At 53.8% G+C, this 18,867-nt stretch carries 7 protein-coding genes; 6 read left to right on the top strand and 1 reads right to left on the bottom strand.

Annotated elements, in window-relative coordinates; translation table 11 throughout:
* Positions 1-247: 247 nt before the first annotated feature.
* Entirely contained in the window at positions 248-5,332 is a 5,085-nt protein-coding gene (locus PFLQ2_RS15350; RefSeq protein ID WP_003181266.1) for an RHS repeat-associated core domain-containing protein, read from the bottom strand.
* Between the two features lie 429 nt (positions 5,333-5,761).
* Between PFLQ2_RS15350 and PFLQ2_RS15345 the strand changes: the two genes are divergently transcribed.
* The 6 genes from PFLQ2_RS15345 (at position 5,762) to PFLQ2_RS28340 (ending at position 18,815) form a co-directional block, all read left to right on the top strand.
* Positions 5,762-8,242, top strand: a complete 2,481-nt coding sequence (locus tag PFLQ2_RS15345) for a hypothetical protein (RefSeq protein WP_033045992.1) — start codon at positions 5,762-5,764, stop codon at positions 8,240-8,242.
* 284 nt (positions 8,243-8,526) lie between these two features.
* Complete coding sequence (locus PFLQ2_RS15340) at positions 8,527-10,338, top strand: hypothetical protein (RefSeq protein ID WP_003181270.1); 1,812 nt, start codon at positions 8,527-8,529, stop codon at positions 10,336-10,338.
* Between the two features lie 178 nt (positions 10,339-10,516).
* A complete protein-coding gene (locus tag PFLQ2_RS15335) occupies positions 10,517-13,003 on the top strand; it encodes a hypothetical protein (RefSeq protein WP_033045993.1) in 2,487 nt (828 codons plus the stop codon).
* A 50-nt stretch (positions 13,004-13,053) separates the two neighbouring features.
* Entirely contained in the window at positions 13,054-15,336 is a 2,283-nt protein-coding gene (locus PFLQ2_RS15330; protein ID WP_003181273.1) for a hypothetical protein, read from the top strand.
* A 29-nt stretch (positions 15,337-15,365) separates the two neighbouring features.
* Positions 15,366-18,275, top strand: a complete 2,910-nt coding sequence (locus PFLQ2_RS15325) for a hypothetical protein (RefSeq protein ID WP_033045994.1) — start codon at positions 15,366-15,368, stop codon at positions 18,273-18,275.
* Between the two features lie 48 nt (positions 18,276-18,323).
* Entirely contained in the window at positions 18,324-18,815 is a 492-nt protein-coding gene (locus tag PFLQ2_RS28340) for a hypothetical protein (protein ID WP_050551570.1), read from the top strand.
* Positions 18,816-18,867: the final 52 nt, after the last annotated feature.

The following is an 18,867-nucleotide window of genomic DNA, read 5'->3' on the forward strand; positions in this document are numbered from 1 at the left end:
GGAATCCAGTGGACGCAGTGCTCGGCATTCAAGGCGTGAGACCGGACGGGGCGCACTGCGATTTGGCCGGTGTCGATAAGGTCTCTCTGGATAAGTTTAAGAAACGGCGTGGGGGGCGGGATATGAGAGAGTTCTCATTGTGAGCGTGGGGTGTCAGGGAGGTGGAACAGGATGTTTCGGGGGGGGAGGCACCAACCGCGACCGAGGTGTTCTCGGTCAGGTTGGTGTTCAGGTGAGTGAGGGGGAGTCACGCATTTCTGACATTTTTATTGATCAACGCTGTTTCCTTCAGATGTTTCGGTATTCCGCTGGCCCCCAATATTGTTTCGAATGTTTTTTCACCGTGCACATTTCCCCAGTAAGCAGCGCCGGCAACGGTGGCTCCTCTTTTTCTTGCTGCCAGTGCGACGGCGAGCTGGTCTTGCGCAGTTGCAACGAGCCTGTTCTGAGGACCGCCGGTGTTCCTGAGTTGTTTCCCCATTTGAATCTGCTCGAGTAAATTTTTTTGCGCGTCGTCAACCCAAAGTGCTGGTGGCATCGGAGGAGGGGCAGGGGGCGCTGCATTCTGTACTGCCGAACTCACCACGGCTGAACTGCGATAGTAAGGCAGGTTAGGAGTCAGCCTCGCTTGGGGTATTTTAAAGGTCGAGTGGCCCACACCGTGCCTTGAGGTTTTGCTGATCCCGGCCATGACGAGCCCGTTGAACCACTTAGGCCCCTGTTTTGCTGTCTGTGATGCTATAGCGCGTCCTACACCGTAACCACCGACCGCGCCAACCAAGCCAATTCCCAGGCCCGCGTAGTCCAATATCTGGCCCACCAGCAAAGCGTCCTCATTATCATCGGCTGTTGCCGCTTTGATCGCCGTAGTAATGACCCCCAAACCTACGGCAGTCACTGATGCTACGTTAGCAATCACGGCGGCAACCAATGCCAGGCCACTCAGACCGCCTGTGGGGATCCAGGTAATGACAGCAAAGACAGCCGCAACGACAGTCACGGCGGCGCTAATAGCGACAGCGACCCAGTTTTTACTTCGTTTGTACGCGCCCGGAACCCGATCCTCATCCGGGTGTTTCATGCGCGAGACCGAACTCACATGGCCCGTCGGGTCCTTGAAGCGAATCGGGTTACCCAGGCAATAGCAGTAGGGGTTGACGCCACCGGCACCGAAAGGGCTGAAGGAGTCCGGGCTGTGAAAGCGCATCAGCACCGGGTTGTAGGCGCGATAACCGTTGCCCAGCAAGTACCAGCCACTGCTACTTTCCCGCACCTCGCCATTGAAGGCCCGAACGCTCAATAAAGGTTCTTCGCTGCTGCGCTCGCCGTAGGCGCTATAGATAGCGGCGCGTAACGCGGCACCTTGGCATTCGCCCAGTACACTGCCATTGGCATCGGTGAACAACAGCAGGTTTTTCGACGGATCACCCGGTTGGTGTTGGCCCAGGACCTGGTCTGTGGCGGTGAAGAAGTGGGTCTGTGCGGCGCTCTGGATGGTATAGCTCAGTTCGTCACCTTGGTAGAGGCGCAAGGATTTCGCCTGGGTACCCTCCTGGGAACTGATCAGGCGATCATGCCCATCGTACTGGTATTGCATGACCGGTTGCTGGCTGACGGAGCGCACTTCCAGCAGGCGGCTCTGGCTGTCGTAGCGCAGCAATTGCCCCTGCTCATCGTTACGCATGTTGCCATTATCGTCGTAGTCGAAGGTCTGTTCCTCCGTGGGGCCTCCATCGAGGCTGCGGGTCATCCTGACCAGGCGACAGGGGTCGTCATCGGCGTAGAAGTATTCGTTGACCTCGCTGGCCCCTCCCGAAAACTGGCTCACTCGTAGGGTGATGTTGTCCAGATCATCGAAAATGTACATTTGTTGCTCGATGGCGCGACCGGCTTCATCCTTGGGCAAGTCCCGGCCCGAGCAGGTATGGACGCCCAAGCGGCCACGGTCGTCGTAGTCGAACGCCTCCAGGAGCAGGCTGTTCAGAAGGCCTGCCTCCTCGACTTGCAGATGACGTGTCTTGAGCTGCCCGTCGGGATACCACGCCTGCTCGATGGTCCGTGTCGAATGCCCCGGCAATGTGATCGTCCGCAGGATTTCCTGATCCTGATCGTCATACGTCAACTCGGTGATGAGCGTGGTGTTGGCGTCAGTATCAACGCTGGTGGTTTTGCTCAAGCGACTGAGAGCATCGTATTCGAATGTCGCTTCCAGGCTACCCTGAACGCTGCGCGTAACGAGTCCCGCGCTGTCGTATTCGTAGACGTTTTCGACGGTGTTGAGGTGGTTGATATCCAAGCGCTTGCGCAGTTGTCCGCCCGATGTGCTGATGTATTGGGTTTCCCAGGACAATCCCTGCTCATCGACCCATTGCTCACTGCGCACCTGGTTGGTGATGTCGTATTCGTAATGACGCGAACCTTGCTCGTTCTGTGCCTTGACCAGACGAGCCGAGACCGGGTGGTAGTCAAAGGCGCTCTGTGCATCGGGCGAATGAATGGCGGTGGGCTGATCGGTCAGTTGCAGACTTTTATATTCATAGGTGATCACCGCGCCGGCGGCGGTGGTTCTCGTGTTGGGTTGCAACTGATCGTCGATGTAGCCGAGCGTTTCGCTGCGCATGCCGGTCTGGGTTTCGGTCAGGCGTTCCAGGCCGTCGAAGGTCTGGGTGCCGATCAACACGGGGTCGGGTGAACTGCCGGAGGCGGGTTTCACCCACAGCGCCGTGGGCAGTTCCGAGCGGCTGTGGGTGGCATACTCGCGTGATACTACACACTGGTCCGGCAAGGTGGTGGTGACCATGCGGGACCAGGGGTCATAGCTGTAAAGCGTCTTGCGTTTGAGTTCGTCGACCTCTTGTGTGCAGTTACCCTGGCCATCGTACTGGTAAGTGCGGGTGGCAAGTACCTGGCCCTGTGCATCGAGGCTGGCTGTCTGCGCCGGTTTGTCCAGCAAGTTGATGCGGGTCTCGCTTTTGCCACTGATCATCGGAGAGTGGCCAGGGCTTTGCCGCCACCGGGTTTCCACCAGACCGTTCCAGGGAGATGGGTGACCGACGGCGATGCCGATGGGGTTGAATTCGGTGTGGGCCTGCACACCGTCAGGGCCAGTGACACAGGACTGTTCGCCCCAGTCGTCATACTCATAGATGGTGGTGTAGGCGAAGGAGCGTCCTTCAAAATAATCGTAGCGGGTTTCTTCGATCAGCTCGCCCAAACCGTTGTAACGAGCCTTCCAGGTTTGTTCGACGCGCGTGGGGTTGGTTTCGCTCACATTATCGCGCTCTTCATAAATCTGGCGCCCCAGCCCGTCAATTTGGGTTCGGGTGGTGATTCCGCGTGTGTTGACGGCATCTCGCCCACTGAAGTGCCCCACGCCGGCAGAAGGGAAGTACCGATAGGTGCGTACAGCCTTGAATTCGCTGCTTCGGGGCGCCGTGGTTTCACGAACCAGCCGTCCTAGTTTGTCGTACTCATAGCTGATTTCCATGTCGCTCGAGTGCAACAACAAGAGCTTTCCGGTCAGTGCCGAAGTTTGCTCGATATTGACTTTCTTGACACCGTCGAAATCGGTACTCAAGGTCGTGGTGAGCTGGATGGCGGGTTCTGGAAAGTCGATGCCGGAGAGTCTTTTGTAATCAGTATCAGTGTAGGTGGTGGCGCCATTGAGGCGTACAGCCTGTCGCGACAATTGACCATGACGTAAAGGGTCGTTCAGGTCAGTCCAGTATTGGTAGGTGGTGCTCTGCAACGCCTCCTCTCGTTCCTGGGGGGTGCCGACATCATGCACTTGAACCAGAACTTGCTCGTCGAGCGTGACGGGCCTCGCGAGCGGGGTCCTGGCCAGTGGAGGTATTTCGATGTAGCGGTAGTGGGTCCGCAAGGTGGGGGCCGGCTCGTGGTCCGGTGCGGGCGTCACCGTGCTGCTCTTGACTTTGCAGACAAACCCATAAGGGTTGTCGGGGAAGTCCGCTTCGCCAGAGGCGCGGTAGTAGACGTTGGTGGTGGTGATGCCACTGGCCTCAACGTGAGTCAGTTCATTGCCGGAGCTGTCGTAGGTGTAGGTCTCTGTTTCTGCGCGTTGACGTGTCGGGTTGCTTTTAAGCCGCCAGCGATTGATCACCTGCGTAGGCAGTTGATAGGTATTCGGTTGATCCAGCACCGAGCCGTTGCGCAAAGGGTAAACGGTTTCGGTTTCCTGGATGTTGTCACCTTGCGTCGTGGTCTGGAGTATGAGCGAGTGGAAACGGTTGAACGTGCGTTTGACACTGCGCACAGGTCTTCCTGTCAGGTAATGGGTTTCCACGGTGCTGTAGTCGTAAGTACCGCTCTGATAGATCAGCGGGTCCTTGTTGTCGGTGCCCCATTGGATCGGCAAGGTGTTGCCCAGGAAGTTCTTATCATCCGGATAGGTGTATTCGACTTGCACCTTGTCCGGGTTGTCAGGGGCGCCATCTGGATAAATCTCGTGACGGCTGACACGTGGCAGGTAGCGGCCTGACGGGCCGGGGAAGCTGTGTTCGCTGTCATAGACGATCAGTTCACTACCGCCCAACGGGTTTTCCACCTTGGTCACCACGGTGTGCCCATGTTTGATCACGTAGTCGAATCGCCAGTAACCCCGTTGGCCGGATTCATCGGCAGGCAGGGCAATGGTGCGGGCATATTTCAGCTCGCCCGAGTCGAAAGTCATCGTATAACGCGCCCGCGCAGGGAGCGCCTCATCGACATTGGGGTAGAGATCCAGATCCAGTTTGCCGGCGTCGCGCCGCACGCTCAACAAGGGGATCCCCGCGTCGTCGTTGACCGATTGCAGCAGCGTGTGTCCGTTGAATGAGGTATAGGCAAGGACCAGCCTGTGGCCCAGGGGGCTATAGATTTCGATCGGAACGGCGACGTGGTCGCTACCCATGCCGCGCTCTCGCAAAATTTCCACGGTGCCGGTCTTGTGCACCAGCATGAACTGTTTCTTATCTTGAAATGGCGTGTATTCGAAGAATCGGAAACTGTCGAGTTTTTTGGTCTCCATCAGCAGTTCCCCGTCCACGCCATTGGCGGTCACGGTGTGGCGTTCGCCCGTGCTCGTGGATAAAACCTGCTTGTTCATATCGTATTCGGACAGCTGCACATTCCAGCCGATGCCATAGCCGCTGTCCGTTGTGTTGAGAGCGCTGAAAGCCAATGCCAGCGAAAAGCCCGGGCCGCGCAAATCGTTGCCCTTGAGTTCGGGTAAGTCGAGGGATATCCGGTATTGCCCGGTACGTGGGTCAACGCCACTTTGCAGCGACTGCATGAAGTTGAATGCGTTGGAGGGAACGGAAGTATCGGCACTCATGGGGGCACACCTCAATGAGTCATCGAAAGCCATAATGAATGGCGCCTTTTAACGGCAGGGCTACGGCGAGTTGTCGATACGGTAACAGTCTGCAGAGCGCCAGTAACCTAACAGTTCTGATAGTGTTCGGCGCGATCGGTCAGGGGTAAAACGTCTTTATCGCTGCATGAAAACTCAACGAGGGTGGCGAACCGTTGGGGGAAGAGTCCCTGCGTCTGTTTTTATGTAGGTAAGCGCTTGCGGCGCCTTGAAAGCACTATTTTTTTGATGGAAAGACTGATTGTCGTTGAAAGGCCAGGTTCGGGAATTGCTCTTTGCTGTTTTGGCGATCAGATGGTTTCGTGACGTTTATCTCGATAGGAAGCGCTCAGTCGTGAGTTTGCGAGACGGCTCGGCTCACCGTTGATTTTGATATTTGAGGGTATGGCAATGGCAACTACCTATACGTTGGCAGAGCTTCTGAGCTGGATGAAGGATCAGGATCGCATGAGCAAATGGGATGCGATTGTGGCCATGGAACGCAACAAAACCAATCTGCTGCTGATTCAAAACTACATTGATAAGTTCAGTTACGGCAGCTATATCCCGTACATTACCGGAGCCATTGCAACAGGTGGTACCTGGGGCATTTTTCGGGAATATATTCAAGAGTTTGTAATGGATGTACCTCGTTTGCATTACGAGGATACCGGTCTTGATAATTCGAAGGCCAATCTGCGGATGGCCGTTGTGGCCGGTCGTCAAGTCTCCATCAAAAAAGACGTGACGGTGTGGCATGCCACGCGCATCTTGGATTATGACCCGCTGGACGGGCCGAGCTTATTCCTGGACCTGTTATTGCCCGAGGTGTCGGAAGAAATTGCCGACAATGGGAATATCCGCCTGGACCTGAGCAAAAGCGATAACTTCCGCTTGACGTTTGTCGAAACCCAGACAGAACAAGAGCAGGCCGGCAGAGTTCTCAAAGCCTTGTTTAATCGATTGAATGATGAACAGCGTGTCTGGACCCTGGGCACGATTAAGCGGGGCACCAACCCCATGATGCAACCGCGCTCTTTCGCCTTGCGCACGCAGCGGGGTGCTCAGGAGGGCGAGGGAGCGATGCTTGCCTTTGTGCGCATGGAGGGTAGACATGAGGGAGACACGCCTGGCTCTAACAGCGGTTTTCGTTACTTGATTCCGAATGACGCCGGAAGGAATTACTCTGCCACTGTATTGGTAGGGCGAGGCCGAGTAGTTATTGCTGAGTTGGTACGGTCGCTGGGGGAAATGATTGATAGCGATGATTTTGATTTTGTTTTTGATCATGATAGCGGAGACGTTACTGCGACAGCTAAAGGCGGGGGTATTACGGTTCCTCGTGGGATATTTAATCATCGTTTGGATATGAATCCCGTAGTGGGGGGGCCAATATGGGCGGATCTTGAGGTTGTTCATCCTGAATTTTTTCTGGCAGCCAGTGGAAGTCTGAAGGTTGCGCTGCGGGGGCAAGAGATTAGCGTCGAGTGGCCGTGTAGCGGGACTATTGACGCTAAAATTAATGTTTTAGAAAGTAATTATTATCCACTTCAATCGCTCATAGATTTGTATCCGGGCACTACTTTGCGTTACGGCTTAACCGTCACGGCGACCTATCAATTGATTGATGATGCCGCCGGCGGCGCGTTAAAAAGAATAAAATTTGATATTGAAAGCGATGCAGTCCCTGAGCCAGGCGATGATTTTTCCGAATTTGACGATGCCGTTAAGCGTAAGTTGATTTTGGAAGGTCAAACAATAAATATAACGCTTATACTGTTTTTTTTGCTAGGGCTGGCGATGGTGCAGGCTGCTGAAGTTTTACTTCGGTTGTTGGCGATGGATGCGTCGGGGATGATGGAGGGGGCAATCAAAGATCAGTTCCCTACGGGCCGCGTTGTGTCGGGATTTATTGCGGAAAATCTCGAGCTTAACTACGGCGAAACCATTCAGATGCTCAATTTACAGTCCCCTTATGATGTCGGTCTGTTCGGTCGCATCAATCCCGCTCAAACAACGTTCGCCATCACTACGCCGGAACCCCGCATTACCGCCGGCACACCGCACTATGCTTTTGAGGTTTTTCCTGAAAGAACCGGCCTGAAATGGGCTGTTGAAGACCTGCAGCGTCGTGCTGTCAGCGCAGGTACGATCGATGAAAATACAGGGGTCTACACACCTCCGGCAGCGAGTCAGATCGAGGGGCGTTTCACCCGTGTACGGGTCACCGCAACCGACCCTGTTACCCAGTTCAGCAGTTCTGCCTTGGTGACGGTAGTCCGCTCGCGCTTGACGATCAATCCACTGATTCAGATGTGCAATAAAGACGAGCGTGTACCGTTAAAGCTTGGCTATCTGAAGGACGATGAGGACAGCCCTGCGCCTACGGTGGTCATCAACAATCCGGTTCCGGGGGAGAGCGGTTCTATCGAATCCAATAATGGCGTTTACACCTATGTCTCGAATAAAGACGTCGTCGAAGAGAAAACCTATGTGATGGATGAACTCGTGGCGACTTATAAAGGGTATACGGCGTCGGTTTACATGGTGGTTACACAGACAACTCCCGCGATAACCATTCAGGCCCCTGACAGTTTGGAAGGATTGACAGAAGTCGCTTTAAGAGCCATGGCCAATACCACTGATATTACCGAACACGTTGAATGGAGTATTGAATTCAACGGCCCCGGCTCATGGCACAGCGAAACCCCAGGCGTCTATAAGGTTGACGAAATGGCCCCGCAGGCTTTTGTGTTCATCAGAGCGTCCTGGGACTCGGTGGTTATAGGTGTTCTTGAAGGTCATCTACTGCTCGCGATGCCCTTGCTCGATATTCCCGATGTGCCGCTGAGTGTTGCCGAGACTGATGGCGAGACAGGCCTGGCTTATTGATCTGTATAACGACTTGCTTGCAACCCATTTATTGAAGCGACCCATGGGCTCGACGCCTTGGTGCAATGCAATAGCGTTGTAGTCGACATAATCGTCGGTCATGACATTGCCGCGATAGCCATAAATGAACGGCGCTTTTTAACGGGAGGGCTACGGCGAGTTGTCGATACGGTAACAGACTGCAGAGCGCCGGTAACCTAACAGTTCTGATAGTGGTCGGCGCGATCGGTCAGGGGTAAAACGTCTTTATCGCTGCATGAAAACTCAACGAGGGTGTCAAATCCATGAATACAAAAGATGCCCCGCCGGCTCCCCACATTCCGCTACTCGGTCGCGATAACGTGATCGATCTGGAGGTGTTGGGAACAGACGACTTGTTGACCTATGTGCAGTATCCAGGGCTTGCAATAGGTCATGGGATCGAACCCAACTGGCGAGGGCGCAGCCCGTTGGGCGAAGCGATCGATGAAACCAACTACCAGGATGTCGATGACCGTTTGGAACATGACGAGAATGGTCATCCAAGAATGCCGATAGTGATTGAGAACGCCAAACTCGTCAGCCTGGATCAGGGCGAAGTGTTTTACTCCTATCGGCAATCGGATGGCGGACCGCTGGGGGAAGAGTCCCGGCGTCTGTTTTTTTATGTGGGCAAGCGCGTCGGTGTTCTGAGCTTGCCTGTGGCGCAGATGAAGGAATCTCACGCATTGTGCGTGGACCCAAGCGCCATCGCCGGCCCCGCGCTCATCTCCACCGCGCCTTATCAGGCGATGGCCGAAGGTGATGAGCTTACTTTCACCTGGGTGGCCCATCGGGCTACCGGAGGGACCCCTACGACCCATACGATACGCCGGACATTGAGCGCCGATGACGTGGGCAAAACCCTGGAGTGGTCTTTGCCCAAGGCACAACTCACATTGATCCAGAACGGTGGTCACGGGGTTATGCGTTATCAGGTGCAGTACGCCGATCCACAGGATCCGCTCACGCCCGAATCAACTTCCGCCGAACAGACCATTACGGCAGTGGACACCCTTGAACCGTTTTTGCCCGAACTGATTGTCGTGGGTGCCGACAGTGGCTCGATTGACCCGGCACGACACCCCGATGGCTTGCCCGTGCAGGTGCCACTGTATGACAGCCGGCAGCCGGGTGACGTGGTGACGGTATATGCGCAAGGCGACACCAACCTGCTCGCTACCGCGTTGCTGGATGTGTCGGCGGTCGAGAGCGGGATCATCACGCTGGTCCTCGAACACCGCTGGTTACAGGAGAACAACGGCAAGGTTGTCGAGCTGCTTTATCACTATGCGCGGGCAGGGGTTTCGTTCAGCTCGCGCCCGTTGACGCTGATGGTTCGGCGCCCCCTTGAGCTGTATGCACCGAATGTGGATAAGGCCTCTCTTTACGATGACGACGGGTCGGGCGTGGTCAAGGGGTGGGTGAATGCCGCTGATGTGCTGACCGGGGCCGTCATCGATATCCCGCAGGACTCCGTGATTGGCAACGATGACAAGGTCAGCATGATCTGGGACGGCTTTGGCGATCCGCTGGTGGTGACGACACCCACGATTGGCAACGACAGGCGATTCAACATTCCCCGTACAGCCGTACCGATGAATGTGGGGAAACATGTTGTGATTCATTACGAGGTTCTGCCGCCAGATGAAACCGTTCCTCACAATTCACCGTTTTATGATCTGGAAATAAAAAACTTCGACAGTGGTTGGCCGCGGATCCAGGCGGAAAGGCCGAGACTTAGCGGTGGTTCTATCAAGTTGAGCGAGATCACCGACCCGGTCATGCTCTTTAAGTTGGAAAGCTGGCATTTCATGGCAGAAGGGCAACTTCTAAAAATTCAGGCAAGCGGCGTATCGTCAGCGACAGGCCAAGTAGTGACTCATACGATGCGTGACGAAACGCAGCCCCTTACCGACGATGAATATAATGTTGGATATATATTGCCAGCGCTTGATAAGGGCTTTTTAAATTCGCTGGTAATGGCTGAAAAACTTTCTATCTTGGTCCAGTTGAGTTACGACCAGGGCAGCACTTATAAGAAAGTGGATGAACGGCTGTTTCTTCTGGCGCCCTGAACGCACGATTTTTTTTATGGAAAGACTGATTGTCGTTGAAGAGCACGGCTCGGTAATCGCTTTTTGCTGTTCTGGCGATCAGATGGTTTTGTGAAGTTTATCTCGATAGGAAGTGCTCAGTCGTGAATATGTGAGACGGCTCGGCTCACCGTTGATTTTGATATTTGAGGATATGGAAATGGTAACTACCTATACGTTGGCAGAGCTTCTGAGCTGGATGAAGGATCAGGATCGCATGAGCAAATGGGATGCGATTGTGGCCATGGAACGCAACAAAACCAATCTGCTGCTGATTCAAAACTACATTGATAAGTTCAATTTGGGCAGCTATATCCCGGCCATCACCGGAACCATTGCAACAGGTGGCACCGGTGGCAATTTTCGGGAATATATTCAAGAGTTTGTAATGGATGTACCTCGTTTGTATTTCGAGGATACCGGTCTTGATAATTCGAAGGCCAATCTGCGGATGGCCGTTGTGGCCGGGCGTCAAGTCTCCATCGAAAAAGACGTGACGGTGTGGCATGTCACGCGCATCTTGGATTATGACCCGCTGGACGGGCCGAGCTTATTCCTGGACCTGTTATTGCCCGAGGTGTCGGGAGAAATTGCCGACAATGGGAATATCCGCCTGGACCTGAGCAAAAGCGATAACTTTCGCTTGACGTTTGCCGAAACCCAGACAGAACAAGAGCTGGCTGGCAGAGTTTTCAAGGCCTTGTTTAATCGATTGGATGATGCACAGCGTGTCTGGACCCTGGGCACGATTAAGCGGGGCACCAACCCCATGCTGCAACCGCGTTCTTTCGGCTTGCGCACGCAGCAGGGTAGCCAGGAGGGCGAGGGAGCGATGCTTGCCTTCGTGCGCATGGAGGGTAGACATGAGGGAGACTTTCCTGGTGCGAACAGTGGTTTTCGTTACTTGATCCCGAATGACACCGGAAGAGATTACTCTGCCACTGTATTGGTAGGGCGAGGCCGAGTAGTTATTGCTGAGTTGGTTCGATCGCTGGGGGAGATGATTGAGAGCAATGATTTTGATTATGTTTTTGATGACGGTAACGGAGATATTGTTGCGACAGCTAAAAGGGGGGGGATTAAGATTCCTAGTGGGACATTTAATCATCGTTTGGAGATGACCACCCTGTTGGGTCCAATATGGGCGGATCTTGAGGTTAGTCATCCTGAATTTCTTCTGGCGGCCCGTGAACGTCTGAAGGTTGAGCTGCATGGACAACAGATCAGCGTCCGGTGGCTATGTGCCGGGACTGTTAGAGCTAGCATGAATGTCGTAGCAACTAATTATAATGGGCTTCAAGAGCTCATAGATATATATCCGAGCAAGAACTTGACTTATCATTTAATCGTCACGGCGTATTACCAATTGATTGATGATGGCGCCGGTGGCACGTTGAAAAGAATAAGGTATGATGTTGAAAGTAGTGTAGATCCTGAGTCCGGTGTTGATATTTTTAAGTTTGTCGATGCCGTTAAGCGTAAGTTGAGTCTGGCAGATCCGGTAGATCCAATAGTGGATTTACTACTCAGGCTGTTTATTTTAATGGGGCTGTTAATGCTACAGATTGCTGAAATTTTACTTAATTTGTTGGCGACGGATGCGTCGGGAATGATCGCGGGTGCAATCAAAGAGCAGTTCCCTACGGGCCGCGTTGTGTCGGGATTTATTGCGGAAAATCTCGAGCTTAACTACGGCGAAACCATCCAGATGCTCAATTTACAGTCCCCTTATGATGTCGGTCTGTTCGGTCGCATCAATCCCGCTCAAACAACGTTTGCCATCACCACGCCGGAACCCCGTATTGCCGCCGGCGGGCCGCACTATGCTTTTGAGGTTTTTCCTGAAAGACCCGGCCTGAAATGGGCTGTTGAGCACTTGCGGCGTCTCGCTGTTGGCGTAGGTACGATCGATGAAGACACAGGGGTCTACACACCTCCGGCAGTGCACCAAGTCCAGGGGCGTTTCACCCGTGTACGGGTCACCGCAACCGACCCTGTTACCCAGTTCAGCAGTTCTGCCTTGGTGACGGTAGTCCGCTCGCGCTTGACGATCAATCCACTGATTCAGATGTGCAATAAAGACGAGCGTGTACCGTTAAAGCTTGGCTATCTGAAGGACGATGAGGACAGCCCTGCGCCTACGGTGGTCATCAACAATCCGGTTCCGGGGGAGAGCGGTTCTATCGAATCCAATAATGGCGTTTACACCTATGTCTCGAATAAAGACGTCGTCGAAGAGAAAACCTATGTGATGGATGAACTCGTGGCGACTTATAAAGGGTATACGGCGTCGGTTTACATGGTGGTTAGACAGACAACTCCCGCGATAACCATTCAGGTCCCTGGCAGTTTGGAAGGATTGACAGAAGTCGCTTTAAGAGCCATAGCCAATAACAGGGATATAACCGAACACGTTGAATGGAGTATTGAATTCAACGGCCCCGGCTCGTGGCACAGCGAAACCCCAGGCGTCTATAAGGTTGACGAAATGGCCCCGCAGGCTTTCGTGTTCATCAGAGCGTCCTGGGACTCGGTGGTTATAGGTGTTCTTGAAGGTCATCTACTGCTCGCGCTGCCCTTGCTCGATATTCCCGATGTGCCGCTGAGTGTTGCCGCGATTGAGGGCGAGACAGGCCTGGCTTATTGATCTGTATAACGACTTGCTTGCAACCCATTTATTAAATGAGGAAAGTAGCGATGGCCAGTTATTCGGTAACCGAACTGTTAGGCTGGATGCAGGGCACCAGCCAGATGCGCGAGTGGGATGCATTGTTTGCCTTGTCGGGTCATTCGGTGAACCAGGCGCTACAAAAGGACCATGCACTCCGATTGAGCCAGGGCATAAGCCTGAATGGCCTCACCGGAAGTTACGAGGTGCCGGATACTCCGCTTACCCATCACTTGATCGGGTGCTCATTGAGTTATCCCGAGATTTCCTTTCCATCAACGTCGTATGTATCGAATGCTGTGGGTTCATCCCTGCAAGTGAGCGGCGGTCGAGAAGTGATCACGCAAAAAAAAATTGATCAACAGCTTATCCGGTCGGTTTTTCTCTTTAGTCCACTTAGTGCTTATAAGTTGGTCACAGACGAGCAACCGGTTACTTTCCAAGAGCCAGCAGCCGGGCGCGATGCGCAGGTCGTGCTGGACCTGATGTTGGCGGAAGAACTCAGGCTGACGAGTTCGCCGGTGCTGGAGGAACAGGTCGCTGGCGGCGAGTTTTTCAAGGCGCAATTTGAAGCCTTGGCCGATGAACGTTCCGTATTTCCGTTGGCCAGGTTCCCGGATCAGGAAAATCCTTTCCTGTGTATCAAGTCCATTGATGTGGGCACTCAATCGAGCGGCGAGATCGCGAGCGAAGGGGCGTTGCTGTTTTATCAAACCATGGCGATGGGCAGGCCCGGCAACAAACCGAGCGAATACCGATACCTGATCGCCAATGACGCCGATAAGGACTACGCCAGCACCGCGCTGTTCTCGTCCAGGCTGATCAATCGGGCCGCGTTCGGTGGGGCACTGTTGAGCATGTTTGGCAGCAATCACTTCGAACTGATGGAAGACGATGGACGTGTGATAGGCATGAAAGCCACCTCGGGCGAGTTGACCATTACAGCTCGCGATTATAAGGACAATCTGTACGACTTTGGCTGTGACTCTTTTGGTATCTCGCTGGTGCAAGGAGCTCAGCCACTGACGGCCGAATTTGAACTGACTCGGGCCGTTCAGCATTGGCAAACCAGGGCCGATGTGCCACTGCGTTATCGACTCCAGGGCAGCACGGGGGGATGGACCTCTTTTACGGTGACGTTCACCTTCAGCCTTGAGCAGGTGTTCCGGATGATGGTCGATGAGTTCGCGCCGTACGAAGTCGGTGCCGAGTTATTTGTGCCACGCACGCAGACGCCGGACGTGACGTACATCAGCGGCCTGCCGGATAACACACCGCAAATCCTGCGCGACCGGATCGTGGCGTTTATCGGGCATGCGGTTAAAACCGCGTTGATCGAGCAGTACGCCGAATGCCTGACGGCCACCGGTACCCAAGGTTTTTTGGCGGATGTAGACCTGGCGGGTGCCCACCGGTTGCAATCGGAAGTCGTGGCGCTCCCACAGGATTATGTCGACTTTGGCCGGGTTCTTTCCTCCAGCGCCTCGTTCACGATCCGTGCGCCGAAAACGCTGTTATTGCCTGGGGAAATTGTTTCGTTCGAGGTGGAACCGACCGCCCCCGGAGTCAGTTTCACGGTAGAGGCGCCGGGTGCTTTGGATCCTGGAAGGATGACGCCTGAAGGGGAGTACCGGGCACCGCCGGCCCATACACTGGGCGCAGCCCCTCTTCAGGTATTGGTCATTGCCCATGATGAGGCCAGTGACGAGCGAAGTGTGGTCGTAGTAACGGTTGTCAGGGAAAGCCTTGTGGTCAATCCCGTTATTCAAGTGTGCAACCCGCAGGATCGCATTTCGTTTTTGGCGGGCTCCATCGGTGGCGGACCATTGACGTGGGAAATAAAGAATCGGGTACCGGGCGAAAGTGGAGATTTGGTCCCCAATCCTGCCACCGGTGGATACGACTATATTGCCGCCGACGAGATCACGGGTGAGGCCGCCTTTGTTTTCGATGAAATCAACGTGACCGATGAAGACAGCGGCAATACATGGTCAAGTTATGTGGTGGCACAACATAAAAACACGATAATGGTTATAAAACCCGATCTTGAATCTTCCGCCGAAGGTGAACTTCAGTTACGCGCCACGATTAACCACTTTCCCATCGAGGCAGAGTGGTTCCTCCCCTTTGACGGTCCCGGAGAAATCGATAGCGATACGGGGTTGTATCGTGAAGGCGGACCCAGAGCACAACCTTGCGTCGTCATTGGCGCAAAATGGGTTGAACCCGTGCTTGGTCTATTTGAAGGTTACACCATCGTGCCATTACCGTTAGCCGATTCAGGTGCGGTCATTCGAGCGTTGAGTTTGTAATCCATCCTTTTATTGGAAGAGGATTTATCATGGCTACGTTGAATGAAGTTCTTGCGCTTATGCAGGGTAGACTGACTACCCGGGGTTGGGATGCATTATTCATATGCGACCGCCTTCGCATTAATTATCTTCTGGAACAGCAATATGTAACGCGTTATGAAGAGTTCACTTTCTTACCCTATTTGAATGGTCGCACTGTCATTAACGCGTCTGAGAGTCAGTCTGTCGAGGTTAAATCAATCGTTCTCGGTGCGCCGAAGGTGTCTTTCGAGAGTGCGACCTTAGCGGACTCCAGCGCTACGGTAACGATGAATATCGTGGGCGGGGAAATCAAGACGTGGCAGTCTCGAGTGGGCGCTTCGGACGTTCTATTGTCCACGGGTTACATCACCGAACAGCAGGGTTTCACCCTGACGATGAAGGTCAACTTGTTCTTGGTGGTGGCTGAAGTCGACCGGCAAGGCCGTATCACGATGGATTTGAAGGGGGCCAGTACCTTTACCTGCGATCTCTTGGGCGGGGAGCACGCAGAGCGCCTCGGTGTCTATTTTGAAGAGCAGTTTGACAAATTGTCGTCGGACCAGACGGTGTTTCAGCTGGGACGAATCGGCCTCAAGGGCTATCACGGGCTTGCCCCAAGGCGTTTCCGCCTACGGACCCAAGCTGCACCCGGGGCGAAGGTCAGAGGTGCGGCAAATGAAGGCGATGGTGTGGTGCTCGCATTGATCGAACTGCTGGCCGGTAGTGGCCCGGGGCAAGAACTCGGTGCCGATTTCCCTTACTTGATGCCCGATGACACCAATCCTGGTGGTGATCGCAAATACACCGCCTTGTGGGTGTTATCCCGGGACATGCTGAGGTATGCCAGCAATAACAACGTGGAGTTACCGGCGCATCTATCCTTCCCCGGACTGAATTTCTACGAAGAAGTCTCGCAACACACACCTCATGACGTGGTGTCGTTTGGTCGCATCAGCCCGGCACAGACCAGCATACGCCTGGAGCCCGCGTTCCCAGCCATCGAGGCCGGGGGGCGACAGCAATTCCGGCTGCTCGATTGGGAAGGCAGGACGCTGACGGCCAAAACGTGGGAAGCCGTCAGCATGCAAAGTCACTCCGAGGACGGGCACGGCACCATAGACAATGGCTTGTATAGGGCGGTGTCGTCGCAACGTATTGGCTACCACTCGTTGCGTGTGCTGGTGACGGCTACCTATGAAAACAACGGCAAAACCTACACAGCCTCGACTTTGCTCAGGGTGGATTACAGCGAGGTGGAAATCGCGCCGAAACTGGTGACCCACTTGCTCAAGAAGGAGCCTGCCGAAGTTACATTGAACGCAACCGCGATGAGGCAGGAAGCCCGATGCAGCCTGCTTGCGCCGCTACAAGGCAGCCTGACCAGGGTTGCCGACACGCAGTGGCGGTTCGTGGCCAGCGCCGAGGCTGAGCTCAAGAGCTTCTCGATTCAGAAGGTGCTGTGCGAGACGCTCGGTGCTGACGTCAAAACAACGCAATCTACCCTGGTGCTGGATAATGCCCAGTCGTTTTTAAGCGTCGAGCCGGCTGTGGTGGAGCGTCTCAATGCCGGCAATACGGTGCAAATGAACCAAGATGTTTCTCTGATGCCGCAGGTGCCGCGGCGGTGGCGAGTGGTCAGTGGTGTCGGCAGCGTGGACGAAGGGCTTTACACCGCCCCACCGCAAGGGGTGGAGCAGACAAGCGTGGTGTTGTGCGAAGTCGTACGTAACGGCGTGGTGTTTTTCCGGGGCTACAGCGTGATTGGCGAAAAACAGCAGGACCCGGATCCGACTTGGGAAGTCCCCCTGGCCCTGTTCACGATCAAAGTGGTGGGTGGGCCGGAGCTGGAAACGCAAGGTAATGTGCTGACCAATGGTTACCAGCAACTTCATGTTCAAGTCAGCACCCAGACAAATGGCGTGTGGGATCCAATAGACGAAGAGCTCAAGTACTACAAACTGAGTTTGACGGAGTTGGCAAGCATGCGCCTGCTCTACAAAAATTACAATGAGCTGCCTTTTATACCGGTGGAGGATCTGGGAGTCGATTCGGGGGCGTCACAAGAGTTGCAAGTGCATAAAATCTTGAGTCCTTACTTCGACCTGGCCATTCCATCTAACCCCGGCCAAGTACCGAATGCCGACGCTCTGCGAGCAAATGATTCTCTGGTCGAGCAGGATTTCTATCTTCATTCCGTTGCGCCCGTCAATAGCACCGCGGTGCTGCATGCCAGATTTCAGAAAGATAACGCCGATGGCGGTGGTGAGTGGATCGATACAGCGAAAGACGGGGAAGAGGGCATCGGTAAACGAATCACCGTCAGGTCCGTGAAGCCTGCAGAGTTTGTATATGATCTCACTCGGGTGCGCATAGCCGGTGGCAGCGGAGGCGAACCTGGCAATGATAACGCTGACTTCGATTTGATTCTTAAAAGCCAGGATTGGTGGACGTTCAAGTGCAGGGGGCAGGACTTTATCATGCTCGAATGGCTACTTCCTGATCAATTTGAACCGGGTGTTCCGGAATTTATTAATGTGTCTTCCATTCGCTGGGAAAGCGAAAAGCTGGAGGAGACTATGTTTAGTTGGCTGGGCTATTATTTTGAAGATGTTACTGGAAATAATGATTTAAAAAACAAAGTGGCTTTCGATGATTTAATGCCTGATGTTGTAAAAGATCCCCAACTTCTGGATGTTGCCAAATCCACTCGGTATGAACCCTTCACCTTTGCTGTTTTACTGTGTCGAAACGATAACATTCCGTTCATTTTGCCTCGCGCCCATCCGCGTCCGCAGTTGGATCGAGATTTGAAGGTTGCCTTGCGAGACAAGAACGGCAATCTTCACAAACAGAGAATTTCATTCAAGCCCAAGGGAACCTATTATCATCGTAATTATCTGGATAATACGGCTTTATGATCTTTCCCCTTCGTCCATGATTGGTCGAACCTTTGCAGGTGACTGACAATGAACATTTTTACGAAAATAGGCGCCGGCTTGCTGATTGTCGCCGTTCAGGCGATGACTGTTGTTTTGGCTCAGGGAAGTATTAAGCTATATCAAAAAGGGAGTATAGAGGATCCAGGTAAAACATGCGTTCTGGCTATACCCGCATCATATAAAGACTATGATCTGGCCTATCATGGTTGCAGTAATGATGTGTACAGCTTTTTTACCCTCGACAATGTGGAGTCTGCCGTGAGGATTGCCTTCGGTTCGGAAAGGGACTGTCGAGTTACAGGGGCGGGCTATACCGGCGATTGGTACTATATGGTGAAGACCTATATTCAACCCACTAATACATCCTTGATTTCACTTCCGGGTACAGTGGCATCGGCGATACCAGGGCAACTTCTCAAGCCGGGATTGATGTTTGTAGAGGGGAAAAACAAAAATAATAAACCTGTCGAAGGTAAGCTGTCCTGTCTTTATATATGGCCCGGTACGCCTGCAACTTAATCATGCTTGCCTAGCGCTCACTTTTGGCGGTGAAATCTAAAAGCAAGCTGTC

This window comes from Pseudomonas fluorescens Q2-87 (genome assembly GCF_000281895.1).
Lineage (GTDB): Bacteria > Pseudomonadota > Gammaproteobacteria > Pseudomonadales > Pseudomonadaceae > Aquipseudomonas > Aquipseudomonas fluorescens_S.

Coding starts and splice junctions, on each gene's coding strand:
- PFLQ2_RS15330 (WP_003181273.1), top strand. CDS start 13,054: ATGGCCAGTTATTCGGTAACCGAACTGTTAGGCTGGATGCAGGGCACC.
- PFLQ2_RS15350 (WP_003181266.1), bottom strand. CDS start 5,332: ATGAGTGCCGATACTTCCGTTCCCTCCAACGCATTCAACTTCATGCAG.
- PFLQ2_RS15345 (WP_033045992.1), top strand. CDS start 5,762: ATGGCAACTACCTATACGTTGGCAGAGCTTCTGAGCTGGATGAAGGAT.
- PFLQ2_RS15340 (WP_003181270.1), top strand. CDS start 8,527: ATGAATACAAAAGATGCCCCGCCGGCTCCCCACATTCCGCTACTCGGT.
- PFLQ2_RS28340 (WP_050551570.1), top strand. CDS start 18,324: ATGAACATTTTTACGAAAATAGGCGCCGGCTTGCTGATTGTCGCCGTT.
- PFLQ2_RS15335 (WP_033045993.1), top strand. CDS start 10,517: ATGGTAACTACCTATACGTTGGCAGAGCTTCTGAGCTGGATGAAGGAT.
- PFLQ2_RS15325 (WP_033045994.1), top strand. CDS start 15,366: ATGGCTACGTTGAATGAAGTTCTTGCGCTTATGCAGGGTAGACTGACT.